Below are 14,456 nucleotides of genomic sequence, written 5' to 3'. Positions count from 1 at the left end.
CGGGGCGTACGCCTCCGGGCGCCCTCAGTGATAGTCGCGCGATTTCAGCGTGATCTCCTCGTCGTTCGGCAGCTCCAGCCGCTCCAGCTCGCGCGCGAGCACGTGGATCACCTCGCCCTGCCGCTCGACCCGCCCGGCGACGAGCAACAGCGCGGCGTGCCGCGCCACCTGGTAGTGCTCCTCGAAGACCTGCTTCTGGACGATGACGTTGACCACGCCGGTCTCGTCCTCGAGCGTCACGAACGTCACGCCGCTCGCCGTCGCGGGCCGCTGGCGGCCGACCACCATCCCGGCGACCCGCACGCTCTCCCCGTTGCGCGCCGCCTTGATCTCCTCGGCGGTCCGCACGCGCCCGGCCCCGCGCCGCCGCTTGAGCGCCGGCCGCAGGTGCCGCATCGGGTGGTCGTGCAGCGACAGGCCCACGCGCCCGTAGTCCAGCGCGAGCTGCTCCAGCGGCCTGAGCGGGGGGAGCCCGACGTCGCTGTCGTCCTCGATCGGCACGCCGTCGAACAACCCGTCCACGCGGGGCGCGCGCGCCCGCCAGAGCGCCTCTCTCCGGGCGGGGACCAGCGCGGCGAGCGCGCCCGCTTCGGCGAGCGCTTCCACCTCGTTCTTCTTCAGCTCCGTGCGCCTCACGAGATCCGGGAGACCCGTGAACGGCGCCTCCTCGCGCGCCGCGACGATCGCCGCCACGGCCGCCTCCCCGAGCCCCTTCACAAGGCGCATGCCGAGCCGCAGCGCCGGGGCCGCCGAGGGCCCTTCGCCGGGCTCGAGGGTCGCGTCCCACGCGCTCTGCACCACGCACACCGGGCGCACCTCGACGCCGTGCCGCTGCGCGTCCTGCACCAGCGCCGACGGGCTGTAGAACCCCATCGGCTGCGCGTTGAGGAGCGCGCAGGTGAACGCCGCCGGGTGGTGGACCTTGAGCCAGGCCGACGCGTACACGAGCAGCGCGAAGCTCGCCGCGTGCGACTCCGGGAAGCCGTACTCGCCGAAGCCCTGGATCTGCTGGTAGAGCATCTCCCCGAACTTCGCCGAGATCCCCCGCTCGGCGAAGCCCTGGATGAGCCGCCCGCGGTGCCGCTCCAGGCGCCCGTGCTTCTTCCAGGCCGCCATGTCGCGGCGCAGCTGATCGGCCTCGCCCGGTGTGTAGCCAGCGCCGACCATCGCGATCTGCATCACCTGCTCCTGGAAGAGCGGCACGCCGAGCGTGCGCTCCAGGATGGGATCCAGGCACGGGTGCGGGGACACCGGCGGCTCCTGCCCCGTCCGCCGGCGCAGGTAGGGGTGCACCATCCCGCCCTGGATGGGCCCGGGACGCACGATCGCCACCTCGATCACCAGGTCGTAGAACTTGCTCGGCTTCAGCCGCGGGAGCATCGCCATCTGGGCGCGGCTCTCGATCTGGAACACCCCCACCGTGTCGGCCCGGCCGATCGCCTCGTAGACGGCCGGGTCCTCCGGCGGGATCTGCGCGAGCGCCGCGATCGGATCGAACGCGCCTCGGCGTGCGTGGACCGAGGGACCCGCGGACGCAGCGTCGCGAGCCGCCTGGACCGAGCGGTCCGCGTCCACAGCGTCGCGAGCGGCGTCCGCCGGCCGGCCCGCGAGCTCGGCGTACCGATCTGCGTGGATCAACGCGAGCGCCTTGCGGATCGCCGTCAGCATGCCGAGGGCCAGGACGTCGATCTTGAAGAAGCCGAGATCGTCGAGGTCGTCCTTGTCCCACGGGATCACCGTGCGGCCCTCCATCCGCGCAGGCTCGACCGGGGCCACCTTGTGCAGCGGCTCCGACGACAGCACGAAGCCGCCGACGTGGATCGAGAGGTGGCGCGGGAAGCCCTCCAGCGCGCTCGCCATCAGGACGGCCTGCCGGACGCGCACGTCGTCCGGATCGAGGCCCGCCTCGCTCACCCGCTGCTCCGTGATGTCCGCCTCGTGGTGGAGCACGAGGCCGCTCAGCCTGTCGACCTGATCCGCCGAGAAGCCGAACGCCTTGCCCACCTCGCGGAGCGCGCTCTTCCCGCGGTAGGCGATCACCTCCGAGACCATCGCCGCCCGATCGCGGCCGTACATCTCGTAGATCGCCTGGATCACCTCCTCCCGGCGCTCGTGCTCGAAATCGACGTCGATGTCCGGCGGCTCGTTGCGCTCCTCCGACAGGAAGCGCTCGAAGAGCAGGTTGGACCGGGCCGGGTCCACCGCCGTCACGCCGAGCACGAAGCACACCGCGCTGTTCGCCGCGCTGCCGCGGCCCTGGCAGAGGATCTGCCGCGCGCGGGCGATCTTCACGACCTGCTGCACGCTGAGGAAGTAGGGCGCCACGCCGAGCTTCGCGATCAGCGCGAGCTCCTTCTCGATCTGCGCGCGCACCTGCGGCGGCGTCCCCTCCGGGTAACGGTCGCGGCAGCCCTCCTCGGTCAGGCGCCGCAGCGCCTGATCCGACGTCTCCCCCGGCATGCAGAGGGCGTCGCTCGGGAAGCTGTAGCGGAGCTCGGCCAGCGAGAAGCGGCAGCGGGAGGCGACCTCCACCGTGCGCGCGACCCAGGCCGGATGATCGCGGAACAGCGCCGCCATCTGCGCGCCGGACCGCACGTACGCCTCCGCGTTGGGCGCGACGCGCGTCCCGGCCTGATCGAGCGTGGTCTTGGTCCGGATGCACGTGAGCACGTCGGCGAGCGGCTTGCGCGACGGGTGGTGGTAGAGCGGGCGCGCGGTCGCGACGACGCAGGGGCCGTAGCGCCGCTCCGCCGCCAGGGCCGCCGCGACCCGCTCGCCGTCGCGGCGGTCGAGGTGCTTCCAGGTCGCGACGAGCGCGCGCTCGCCGAACGCGTCGCGCAGCGCGCCGATGAGCGCGTCGGAGACGGCCGCGGGCACGAGCGGATCGAGCGGCACGATCGCGGACAGGCCCCGCGGCGCCGCCGCGATCGCCTCCGCCGAGATGCTCGCCGTCCCCTTCTCGCAATCGGCGTGCGCGAGCGTGAGCAGCCGGCAGAGGTTCGCGTACCCCTCGCTGTCCTCGACCAGGAGGACCACCGAGGGCTGGACCTCCGGCGCGCGCGCGGCGCGCTCGACGGCCGCGCGCGTCGCGCCGATCGTCAGCTCGGCCCCGACGATCACCCGCTGCTCGACCTTCTTCGCCGCCGTGTGCGCGCGGACGCTGCCGTAAATCCCGTCGCGATCACAGAGCGCGAGCCCCTCGAGGCCGAGCTCCTTGGCGCGGTGCACGAGCTCCTCGGGATGCGAGGCGCCCTCGAGGAACGAGAAGCAGGAGCGGCCGCAGAGCTCCGCGAACGGCACCGAGGCGCCGGCGCTCACTCGCACCACCCCTGCAGGAAGGCCTCGCCCGTCGCGCGGTCGACGTAGATCCACGCCTCGCCGCAGGAGCTCGCGCTCCCGCCGTCGCGGGGAGCGCGCAGCTCGCCGAGGCGCGCCGGGGCGGCCCTGCCGGACGGAGAGCCCGAGACCAGCCAGGCGCGCGCGTAATCGCGCGAGGCGGGCGTGGGCGTCCACCACTCTACCGCGTCGAGCCGCATCACGAAGGCGAGCCGCTCGATCGCGTAGAGGTGCCGGTCGACCGCCACGATCGCCCCGCGCCCCACGCGGCCGAGCGGGATCGGCTGCGCGAGGAGCCGCGCGGGCTCCGGCGCCGGCGCGTCGTCCCCCTCCGCGCGCTCCCCCGCGGCCCCCTGCTCCGCCGCGGCCCGCTCCGCCGCGGCGCGCGCGCGGGCCGCGGCGGACGTGCGCGCCGCGGCCGCCTCGTCCGGGACCGGCACGAGCCGCGACCGCGCCTCGGGGCGGTGCGCGTCGGCGACCTCCAGGACGCCCACCCGCTCCGCGCCGATCTCCGCCGAGAGCTCCGCCAGGAGCGCCGGCAGGCTGTCGGGATCGACCGAGCGGTCGCGCGACAGATCGAGCTGCACCCGGCGGGCGCGCGCGATGCGGGAGGCGATGAGGTGGACCCCCACCGCGGGCGCCGCGAGCTCGATCCGCTCGAGCTTCGCCTTGAGCGGGCGGAGCAGATCGCCCGCGTCCGAGAGGGGCACCGGCATGTCGACGTGGAAGCGCAGCGAGGGGCCGCGCTCCTCGTCCTCCAGGAGCGCGGCGGCGACCTCGTCATCGCGATCGCCGAGGCGGAGCCGCGCGATCGAGCGGTCGTAGGCGATCGCGACGTTGAGCCGCCCGCACGCCTCGCCGCGCGCGGCGAGCCGGGACGCGATGCGCGACGTCATGCCGCGCAGCACGAACAGGAGCGACTCGGCGCTCTCGACCGGATCGTCGAAGAGCACCTCCTCCTCGATCAGCCGGGGCACCTCGTACGGCAGGAGCGGCACGGGATCGCGCCCGGCGAGGAGCTCCATCACCTCGACCGTCCGCGGGCCCAGCCGCGCCGCCACCTGCGCCCGCGGCAGGCGCGCGAGGTCCTCGACGCGGAGCACGCCGAGCCGGACGAGGAAGCTCGCCACCTCGCGCTCGACCGGGAGCGCCTGCACCGGCAGGGGCCCGATCGCCTGCGCCCCCTTGCCCGGCGGCGCGATCGGGGCCTCTGCTCCTGGCGCGCCGTCCGCGTGCGCGCCGAAGCGCGCCAGCGCCTGCGCGAGCCGCGGCCCGTCGGCGATCGCGAGCCGCGCCCGATGGCCGAGCGCCGCCACGCGCTCGCCGAGATCGCCGAGCAGCGCCTCCTCGCCGCCGACGAGGTGCGACGCCCCGGTGATGTCGAGCCACACCGTGTCGTACGGGCCGTCGCCCCAGGGGCTCCTCGCCGCGCTCGCGGCGCGCTCGCCGGGGCGGCTCGCTCGCGGCGCCCCCGCGCGCGCGCCGGCGCGCGTCGGGGCGCCCTGCTCGCCGAGCTGGATCGCCGCCGTCGCCCCGAGCCCGAGCGCCACCTCGGCGACCCGGCCGAGCGCCGCGTCGATCTCGGCGAACGTCACCCGGTGGATCGCGAGGTGCGCGACCAGCGCCGCCGCCTCGACGACCTTCTGCCCCGGCCTCACCCCATACCGCCGCGCCTCGTCGTCGACGACGTCGATCACGGCGACCGGCGCCTCGCGCTCGGAGCGCGCCGCGAGCGCGGCCCGGCGCTCCTCCTCGCCGCCGATGATCACCGCGAGCGGCGCCTTCCCGCTCGGTGAGACCGGCCCACGCTGCTTCACCAGCTCGCACGCGAGCTGCGGGAGCACGATCGCCACAATGCGCCTCGCCGCCATCGCCTCTCCTCCTCACGCCCTCGACAGCGCGGGCCGCGGCTCGCTTCCCGCCGCCCGCTCCGCCTTCTCCCGCGCCCGCTCCCCGAGCACCACCGGCGTCGGCGAGGTCACGCGCCCGCGCCGATCCTTGGCGACGCGCACCATGAGCCGCCCCTCGGCGACCTGCTCGAGCTCCAGCCGCATCGCGACCGGCAGCGGCATCGGCCGTGCTGCCTGGCGATCGGTGAGGAGCAGGATCGTCCCGTCGCTCCCCTCGGTGGCCAGGGCGAGCTTGCGCACCACGTTGACCCACCGCGCGAGGTCCTCCTCGCGGCGCCCCGCCGCGGGCGCGCCCCGCTCCCCCTTCCCCGCCCCCTGACCGAAGGCCCCCGGGACACCGGCCACGTCGATCACGAGCACCGCGAACGCCCGGCTCATCGCCATCCGGACCGCGACCTTGGCGAGCATCTCCGCGGGGGGCCGCGCCACGAGCAGCCGGCTCAGGTCGACCCCCGCACGCGCGACCGCCGGCGCGAACAGCGAGCCGCTCGGGTCGATCCACGCGCACCACGCCCCCGCCGTCGCGCTCGTCCCGCGCAGCCGCGCCTCCGCCTGCGCCGACGCGCACGCGGAGAGGGCGATGGAGGTGGAACGCCCGAGCCCCCGCGGCGCGGCGAGCTCCACCACCCCCCCGCGCGGCAGCCCCCCTTCCGGGAGCGCGTCATTAATTTCCTGTATACTGAGCGGGAGCGTCTTGGCGCGCGCTTCGAACTCGGGGAGGGTGTGGCGCAGCAGGTCCCGGGCGAGAGGAGCGGCAAGAGCGACGGGCGACATACTGAACATGGTAACAGTGCCCTCGCGAAGCTGCCAATTTTGCAGGACGAACAACGTCCTATCTGTGCCCGGCGCGTTCCCCTTTCGCCCCTCCAGGACGGCGGATGGCTTCCGTCGGTGATCTTTGGGCCGCAGGGATGACAGGACGGCGTGGATGAGGGGAATGACCGTCCTGGGTTCTTCAATAGGTCGTCCCCGCGCCCTGTCGACCTAGGGCGGGCCAGGACCGTCGCGGCGCTCCCCGCTCCTGTCGCCGGCGCGCGGGCGGGGCGCCTGCCGCTCCGACGTCAGTGCGGCGGGGCTGACGTCAGTGCGGCGGGGCTGACGTCAGTGCGGCGGGGCTGACGTCAGTGCGGCGGGGCTGCCGCTCCTGGGACAGCGGCCGCCCTTGGAACGTCCCCAACGTAACGCGAGCTCGGCCGGATGAGCCGCCCGACGCGCCGCTGCTCGTCGATGTGCGCGTACCAGCCGGCGACCCTGCCCACCGCGAAGGTCGGCGCGAAGAGCGCGCGCGGCAGCCCGAGCGCGTCGAGCAGCACCGCCGTGTAGAACTCGACGTTCGCGCGCAGCGGGCGCTCCGGGTGCCGCGCGCGGAGCGCCGCCTCCGCCGCCCGCTCGACCGCGCGCGCCAGCGCGAGCCGGGCGCCCTGCGCCCCGCCCGCCGTCCGCCCGAGCCGCTCGATCGCCCGCTCGAGCACCGCCGCCCGCGGGTCCCTCACCCGGTAGATCCGGTGCCCCATGCCCATGATCCGCCGCCCCGCCGCGAGCTCCGCCTGGATCCAGCGCTCGGCGCTGCCAGGCGGCGGCGCGCCGCCCTCGCCCGCCGCTGCCCCGATGGCGTCGAGCATGTCGAGCACCGGCCCCGGCGCGCCGCCGTGGAGCGGCCCCTTCAGCGCGCCGATCGCCGCGACCACCGCCGAGATCGCGTCCGACCCCGTCGAGGTGACCACGCGCGCGGTGAAGGTGGACGCGTTCATGCCGTGGTCCGAGACCGTCACGAGGTACGTGTCGAGCTCGCGCGCTTCGGCCTCGCTCGCCGCCGCGCCGCGCACCATGCGCAGGTAGTCGGCCGAGAGCCGGAGCGCCGGATCGGGCGCGACCGGCTCCGCGCCCGCGCGGCGCCGCGACCAGGCCGCCGCGAACGTCGCGACCGCCCCGGCGATCGCCGCGGGCGGGGCGTCGCCGCGGAGGTGCGCGACCGCGGCGCGGAGCGCGTCCATGCCGTCGACCGCGTCGAGCGCGTCCCCGAGCCGGCCGAGGAGCGCGAAGGCCCGCGTCCGCCCCTCGGCGATCGCGCCCCGGAGCGACTCCCGCTCCGGCGCCGAGGGCAGCGCGCCGCCCCAGAGCAGCCCGCACGCGTCCTCGAACGTCACCCCGCCGCCGCCGGCGAGCGCCTCGACGTCGTGGCCGGCGAGCGTGAGCCTCCCCCGCTCGCCGTCCACCTCCGAGAGACGCGTCTCCGCCACCACCACACCCTCCAGGCCGCTCGCGAGCGGCGCCGCCACATCCTTCATCCGATCACCTCCGCCAAGGACATGTTGGGCATCACATGAGGTTGATCAACCTTGATTGTACAATCAACCATGCACGCTATCGACGCGCGTCGAGGACGCCGCCGGGGCGCGGTCGCCCAGCCGCGCACCCGGCCCGGGGCGCGGCGCACGCGCGCGGCGTGGCGCGGGGTGTGGAGAGCGGCGGCGCGCGGGCCGCGCCTCGGCGAAGAATCCCGGCGAGGACCGGGGAATCCGGTGCTAGGAGGGACGCATGCGTCCGGCGATCCGCGGGCCGCGCCTCCTGGATCGGCGGACAGGGTTCGGACCTGACGTTGATGGCCCTTCATGGTTGATCTACCTGACTCGGAGCAGCGGCCCTCGGCGTACGTGACCGGCGCCGAGGCGGCGGAGCTGCTCGGCGTGAAGCGGGAGACGCTCTACGCGTACGCGAGCCGCGGCGTGCTCCGGGGCGTGCCCGGCGGGCGAGGGCGCGCGCGGCTCTACCTCCGGGCGGACATCGAGCGGCTCAAGGCGCGGCACGACGCGCGCGCCGGCCACGGGCCGGTCGCGGCCGAGGCGCTCCGGTGGGGCGAGCCGGTGCTCGAGTCGGCGCTCACCGCGATCGGCCCGCGCGGGCCCGTCTACCGGGGCAAGGAGGCGGTCGCGCTGGCGCTCGAGGACGTGCCGTTCGAGGCGGTCGCGGAGCTCCTGTGGACCGGCGAGCTGCCGGCGGGAGGCGCGCCGGCGGCGCGACCCGGCCGGCTGAGCGTCCGCCCGGCGAAGCTCGCGGCGCTCCTCTCGGACGGCACGCCGCCGCTCGCCGCGCTCGCGCTCGTGGTGCCCGCGCTCGGCGCGCACGATCCGACCCGTCACGTGGGCGCGCCCTCGGGCGACGGGCGCATCCCCACGAGCGACGCGGAGCGCGCGCGGGCGCGGGCGCTCGTGCGCTCGCTCGCGGCGCTCGTCGGCCTCGGGCGGGACCCGGCCAGGGCGACCGCGGCCCTCGAGGCCGAGGGGGCGGCGCGGCGCCTGCTCGTCGCCCTCGGCGCGAGCCCCTCGAAGAAGGCCGAGCGCGCCGTGAACCGGGCGCTCTCGATCTCGGCCGACCACGAGCTGAACGCCTCGACGTTCGCGGTCCGGGTGGCGGCGTCCACCGGGGCCGATCTCTACGCCTGCGTCAGCGCTGGGCTCGCGGCGCTCTCCGGCCCGAGGCACGGCGGGGCCACCGATCGCGTGGAGGCCCTGGTCGCCGAGGCAGCCCGGCCCGAGCGCGCCGCCGCCGCGGTCCACGAGCGGCTGCGCCGCGGGGAGCCCATCCCTGGCTTCGGGCACAGGCTCTACCCGGAGGGCGACCCCCGCGCTCAGGCGCTGCTCGACACGGCCCGGGCGCTCGCGCCGCAGAGCGCTGCGCTGCGCACGGTGCTCGCGCTCGTCGACGCGCTGCGCGACGCCGGCCACGACCCGCCGTCGCTCGACATGGGCCTCGTCGCGATCACGGCCGCGCTCGGCCTGCCGCCCGGCGCGGCGGCGGCGCTCTTCGCGGTGGGCCGCGCCGCGGGGTGGATCGCCCACGCGTTCGAGCAGCGGGAGGCCGGGTACATGCTGCGGCCCCGCGCCCGGTACACGGGGCCCTGACGCCCGCGCGCCGCGCCCTAAAAATCCACCTGCATGCCGAGCTCGACCACGCGGTTCGGCGGCAGGCCGAAGTACGCCGTCGCCGGCCGCGCGTTGCGCGAGATGAACGCGAACAGCCCCTTCCGCCACCGGGACATCTTCGACCGCCCCGTCGTCAGCAGCGTCTCCCGGCCGAGGTAGTAGCTCGTCCGCCCGAGATCGATGTGGAGCCCGTGCCGCGTGCACCCCTCCAGCACCGACGGGGCGTTCGGCGTCTGCATGAAGCCGTAACACGCCGTCACCTGGTAGATGCCCTCGCCCCGCGGGATCACCGTCATGCGCCGCTCCGCGGGCACCTCCGGCACGTTCAGCACCTGGATCGAGAGGAGCACGACCTGCTCGTGCAGCACCTGGTTGTGCTTCACGTGGTGCAGCAGGATCGGCGGCGTGCCCTCCGGGCTCGACGCCATGAAGACCGCCGTCCCGCGCACCCGGTGCGGCTTCGTGCGCTTCACGTCCTCGAGGAACGTGTCGAGCGGCAAGATCGCCGACTTGATCGCCGCGGCGAGGTGCTTGCGCCCCGTCTTCCAGGTCGTCATCACGGTGAAGGTCGCCGCCCCCATCACGATGGGAACCCAGCCGCCGTGGAAGAACTTGGCGCTGTTCGCCGTGAAGAACGCGAGATCGATCACGAGGAAGAGCCCGGCCAGCGGGAGCGACTTCCAGACCGGCCAGCCCCACGTCTTCCGCGTGACCACGTAGTAGACCACCGTGGTGATCCCCATCGTGCCCGTGACGGCGATGCCGTACGCGGCCGCGAGCGCGCTCGAGCTCTTGAAGGCGAGCACCAGCACGATGCACGAGATCAGGAGCCCGCTGTTCACCTCGGGGATGTAGATCTGCCCCGCCTCGTCCTTCGAGGTGTGGATCACCGTGACGCGCGGGAAGTACCCGAGCTGCACGGCCTGCTGCGTCAGCGAGAAGGCGCCGGAGATGAGCGCCTGGGACGCCACGACCGTCGCCGCGGTCGCGATCGCCACCGTGGGGTAGAGCGCCCACGACGGGACCAGCGCGTAGAACGGGTTCGCCGCGGCGGCGGGATCCTCGAGGAGCTTGGCGCCCTGGCCGAAGTAGTTGATGAGCAGCCCCGGCCAGACGATCGTGTACCAGGTGTACTTGATGGGCCCGCGGCCGAAGTGACCCATGTCGGCGTACAGCGCCTCGCCGCCCGTGATGCAGAGGACGACGGCGCCGAGGATCAGGAAGCCGTGCACGTTGTTCTCGGCGAAGAAGCTCACCGCGTAGGTCGGTGAGATGGCCCGGAGGACGCCGGGGCTGTGGAGGATCTCCTTGGCCCCGAGCAGCGCGAGCGCCATGAACCACACGAGCGTCACCGGCCCGAAGATCGTCCCGACGCCGGCCGTGCCGCGCTTCTGCACGAGGAACACGGCCAGCAGCACGGCGCAGGTGATCGGCACGACGGCGGGCTTCAGCGTCGACGTCGCGACCTCGAGGCCCTCGACCGCCGAGAGCACCGAGATCGCGGGCGTGATCACGCCGTCTCCGTAGAGGAGCGAAGCGCCGAAGAGGACGAGGAGCACGAGCAGGCCGCGGCCGTCGCCCTTGCGGTCGCTGCTCGGGACGAGCGCGAGGAGCGCGAGGATGCCGCCCGCCCCCTCGTTGTCGGCCCGCGTGATGAACGTCAGGTACTTGACGGTCACCACCATCGTCAGCGACCAGAACATCAGCGAGAGCACGCCGAGCACGTTGTCCGGCGTCGGAGCGACGTGGTGCGGGCTGCTCGTGCTGAAGCACTCCTTCATCGCGTAGAGGGGGCTCGTCCCGATGTCGCCGTAGACGACGCCGAGCGCCGCGAGCATCAGCGGCCACATCTTCTTCGGGCTCGAGCCGTGGGCGCGCTCGGCCGGCGCGGACGCCGCGGGGCGCCCTGCGCCCTCGGCCGGTTGTGGGCTTGTCGTCATCGGGGCGAATCCTACTCCATCGCGACCGCTCACCGCGAGGAGGCGGGGCGCGCCGCCTCAGCCGAGCGCGCGCGCCGCGGCGGTGAGATCGTCGATGAAGCGGGAGAGCTCGGCTTGCCTGGAAGCCTCGTCCGGCATGCGCAGGATCGACGCAGGATGCACGGTCGCGAGCGTGCGCGGCGCGAGCGGCGAGGCGACGATCCGGCCGCGATCGCGCGTGACCCGGAACGAGCTGCCGAGCAGCGCCTGCGCCGCCGTCGCGCCGAGGCACACCACGATCTCCGGCTGCACCGCCGCGATCTCCGCGGCGAGCCACGGGAGGCACGCGCGGATCTCGCGCGCGTCGGGCTTCTTGTGGATGCGGCGCTTGCCGCGCGGCTCCCACTTGAAGTGCTTGACCACGTTGGTCACGTACGCCCGCCGCCGATCGATCCCCGCCGCCTCGAGCGCCCGATCGAGCAGCTGCCCCGCGGGGCCCACGAACGGCTTGCCGGCCAGATCCTCCTTGTCGCCCGGCTGCTCGCCGACGAGGAGCACGTCCGAGCGCGCCGCGCCCTCGCCGAACACCGTCTGCGTCCCCCGCTCCCAGAGCGGGCAAGCCCGGCAGCCCGCCGCGGCCTCGCGCAGGCGCGGCAACGAAGGATGGCTGGGGACCAGGGCCGCCGCCGTCGCCTCGCCGGCCTCGGCGTCGCGCCCTGCTGCATTTCGCCTCGCCACGGTCGCCATGGTTTCCCCAAGGGGCATCGCGCGTGCCACCCGCGCGCCGTCGCGACGCGCTCGAACGCAGCGCGTCGCGACGGCGTACGGCCGAGCCGGCTTGACGGCCCCGGGCGGCCTTCCCATAGTGCCCGAGTCCCTCTAGTTGACCCACCGGTCAGAATGCCCCGCCTCGCCGATCGCCGCGCCAGGATCGAGTTGCTCCGCGCCGCCGAGGCGGCGTTCACCGAGCGCGGCCTCGCCGCGGCGAGGGTCGAGGACATCACCGAGCGGGCAGGCGTCTCGAAGGGCGCTTTCTACCTGCACTTCCAGAGCAAGGACGACTGCTTCAAGCAGATCGTCGAGACCTTCATCGCGCGGCTCGCGGGGTGCGTGGAGCTGCCGCCCATCGCCGTCGAGGGCGTCGATCGGGCGTCGGTCGACGAGTACTTCAAGCGGCTCCTCGCCCACGACGTCGAGGTGCTCGAGTTCTGCTGGCAGAACCGGGCGCTGCTCAAGATGATGCTGGCGGGCGGCGGCGGAGCCCCCTACGCCTACCTGATCGACGAGTTCGCCCAGCGCGTCGCGCGCCTCGTGGAGACCCGCGTCCGGTACGCGATCGACATCGGCCTCTACCGGCGCGATCTCGAGCCCAGCGTCCTCGCGGCGCTCATCTCCGGCGCCTTCGACCGCCTGGTCCGCAAGCTCATCGACGCGCCGTCCCGGCCAGACATCGCCGCCTGGTGTGCTCAGGTGCTCCAGCTCTTCCTGCACGGCCTCCTCACCCCGGAGGCGCGCGCCTTCGCTGACCTGCCGGTCACGGAAGCGCCGCCGCGCAGCGCGCGGCAGACCGCTGGCGCGGCGCCCGCATCAGCGCCGGGCGGCGAGCGCCGGCGCTCCAAGGCCAAGGCGACCTGAGACGGGCGCCGCCGTGGAGCGCGCGGCTGTCGTGGGCGGACGCGTCGCGCGCCGCCCATGCGGCATCCGCGCTGACTTCCGGCGGCCATGCGCCGGCCATCACGCGTTCACGGCGCGCTTTGTAGGGAGTCACCTGAGCGAAGCACACGGCTCCCCGGTGTGCACCAGGCAAGCTGTACAGGGAATCCCTGACCAGTGATTCCTCATTGCCCTAGCGGTCGGTCGGGCTGCAGCTGAGCTAGAGCTAACAGTCAACGGGGACTTTGGCCTCGGGACAGTGAGGGGGTGGATCGGGGCGCCGGAGGGGAACCGCTCAGGCGACCCGGAAGAGCGCAGCCTGGGGAGCTGTCCTGATCGTCCAACCGCGCCATGGTGACCATCGCGCGCTCTGGGCGACAACAGGCGCTCTCCGGGCGGCTCTCCGCGAGGGAACGGGCTGTCGAGGGGGGCTGTATGAGCACACGATCGGGCTGCGAGAGACGGTTGATCCAGGAGCTGCTCCGGCAGACGTGCCGTTCGCTGGAGTGGCGCGCCGACACGGAGAGGTCGATCGCAGACAGGCTCGACGCGGCCCTCGCCGAGCACGCGCTCCACGTGTTCACGCCGGACGTCGACCTGCGCGTCCAGCTGACCAGGGACCTCGCGCTCGCCATCGCGATACGCGTGCTCTCCTTCGGCGAAGACGCCGAGGAGTCCCTGTGCAAAGCCCTCTCCCAGGACAGGTCGCTGATGGCGGAGCTCGTGAAGGCAGAGTGGCCGCTCGTGCGCACCGCCTGCAGAACGGCCGAGCGGAGCGCCGGGCGGCTGGTGCTGCTGACGACGGTGCCCGAGGCGTGAGGCGGAGAGCAGGGCGCGCGCCCAGAGCCCGCGCGGAGGGCTCATGGCGACGGACCGGCGCGAACAGGGCAAGGCGCGGATCTCGCCGGCTCGCGCCGGCGCCGAGGAGCGCCGATCCCACGAAGCAGCCGCCAAGAAGGGCGACGAACACCGCATGACGGGGCCAGGCTCACGAGGCGATGCAGATGGCGCTCCAGACCACCTACAGCATCTACGTTCGCTTCCGGGGCAGACGGCTCGCGCTCATGAAGCACATCCGCTCGCTCGAGTCGGCGCGCACCTCGCTGCAGGCCTTGCGGGCCGAGCGGTTCCACGACGCGGATCAGGTGTTCCTCGTCAACGACGCGACGAAGCAGGTCGTCGACGAGCGAGCGTGGGACGACGCCCGAGAGCCTGGCGCGGACCGGGAGATCAGCGTCAGCACGCAGGCCGAGGCCGACGACCAGCGCGGGGATCGCGCGCGCGAGGCGGGGGCTCAGGCGGCCCCCGCGCCGCGGGGGGCCAAGTCGACAGCGCCGCTCGAGGCGCACGAGGTCCCCGCGCCGCGCGCCGCGTCCGCCGAGCGCGAGGCGCAGGCCGAGGACAAGGGGCGGCGCGAGCCGCCGGAGAGGAGGTCGCCGGCGGTCGAGGGCGCGGAGCCCCCGCGCACGCGCCTGCGCCGCGCGATGGCGGCGGCGCAGGCGGCCCGAGCTCGCCACGAGGCCGCGCTGGAGGCCATGAGCAGGCTCCAGCCCGGCGGGAAGATGGATGAGATGACGCTGATGAGGCTCAACGACTCCGCCCGCATGGCGTCCGACCGATCGGCGCGTGTCCTCGAGCAGCTCGAGCAGCTCCTGAAGCGCCTGGAAGGGGCGCGCTGATCGAGGTGAGGTGGCTGTAAGACACCGTGTCGGGCG

The 14,456-nt window shown here is 74.3% G+C and carries 10 protein-coding genes; 4 read left to right on the top strand and 6 right to left on the bottom strand.

Annotated elements, in window-relative coordinates:
* Positions 1-24: 24 nt before the first annotated feature.
* The 4 genes from NQZ70_RS11080 to NQZ70_RS11065 form a co-directional block, all read right to left on the bottom strand.
* Positions 25-3,318, bottom strand: a complete 3,294-nt coding sequence (locus NQZ70_RS11080; protein WP_129574195.1) for an error-prone DNA polymerase — start codon at positions 3,316-3,318, stop codon at positions 25-27.
* Positions 3,315-5,207 carry a DNA polymerase Y family protein gene (locus tag NQZ70_RS11075; protein WP_129574194.1) on the bottom strand — a complete coding sequence of 631 codons (1,893 nt, stop codon included), beginning with the start codon at positions 5,205-5,207 and terminating at the stop codon, positions 3,315-3,317. The genes NQZ70_RS11080 and NQZ70_RS11075 overlap by 4 nt, the downstream gene beginning before the upstream one ends.
* A gap of 12 nt (positions 5,208-5,219) precedes the next feature.
* Entirely contained in the window at positions 5,220-6,020 is an 801-nt protein-coding gene (locus tag NQZ70_RS11070) for a DNA recombination/repair protein RecA (protein WP_261344360.1), read from the bottom strand.
* Between the two features lie 347 nt (positions 6,021-6,367).
* Complete coding sequence (locus NQZ70_RS11065) at positions 6,368-7,534, bottom strand: citrate synthase (RefSeq protein ID WP_129574192.1); 1,167 nt, start codon at positions 7,532-7,534, stop codon at positions 6,368-6,370.
* A gap of 324 nt (positions 7,535-7,858) precedes the next feature.
* Between NQZ70_RS11065 and NQZ70_RS11060 the strand changes: the two genes are divergently transcribed.
* Positions 7,859-9,148: a citrate synthase family protein gene (locus tag NQZ70_RS11060; RefSeq protein WP_129574191.1), complete on the top strand. Its 1,290-nt coding sequence runs from the start codon at positions 7,859-7,861 to the stop codon at positions 9,146-9,148.
* 17 nt (positions 9,149-9,165) lie between these two features.
* On the opposite strand, the gene NQZ70_RS11055 is transcribed toward NQZ70_RS11060, so the two are convergent.
* Positions 9,166-11,109, bottom strand: a complete 1,944-nt coding sequence (locus NQZ70_RS11055; RefSeq protein ID WP_207217797.1) for a potassium transporter Kup — start codon at positions 11,107-11,109, stop codon at positions 9,166-9,168.
* Positions 11,110-11,166: 57 nt separating this feature from the next.
* Complete coding sequence (locus tag NQZ70_RS11050; RefSeq protein ID WP_129581281.1) at positions 11,167-11,835, bottom strand: UdgX family uracil-DNA binding protein; 669 nt, start codon at positions 11,833-11,835, stop codon at positions 11,167-11,169.
* A gap of 153 nt (positions 11,836-11,988) precedes the next feature.
* On the opposite strand from NQZ70_RS11050, the gene NQZ70_RS11045 reads away from it, so the two are divergent.
* From NQZ70_RS11045 to NQZ70_RS11035, 3 genes are all read left to right on the top strand, one after another.
* On the top strand, positions 11,989-12,723 hold the full coding sequence (locus NQZ70_RS11045) for a TetR/AcrR family transcriptional regulator (RefSeq protein WP_129574190.1): 735 nt from the start codon (positions 11,989-11,991) through the stop codon (positions 12,721-12,723).
* 453 nt (positions 12,724-13,176) lie between these two features.
* The gene (locus tag NQZ70_RS11040) at positions 13,177-13,560 is read left to right on the top strand and encodes a hypothetical protein (protein ID WP_129574189.1); all 384 of its coding nucleotides are present in this window, start codon (positions 13,177-13,179) and stop codon (positions 13,558-13,560) included.
* Between the two features lie 185 nt (positions 13,561-13,745).
* Complete coding sequence (locus NQZ70_RS11035; RefSeq protein ID WP_237245222.1) at positions 13,746-14,420, top strand: hypothetical protein; 675 nt, start codon at positions 13,746-13,748, stop codon at positions 14,418-14,420.
* Positions 14,421-14,456 lie beyond the last annotated feature (36 nt).

This window comes from Sorangium sp. So ce836, assembly GCF_028553905.1.
Lineage (GTDB): Bacteria > Myxococcota_A > Polyangia > Polyangiales > Polyangiaceae > Sorangium > Sorangium cellulosum_D.
This window is presented reverse-complemented; position numbering and strand designations above follow the sequence as displayed.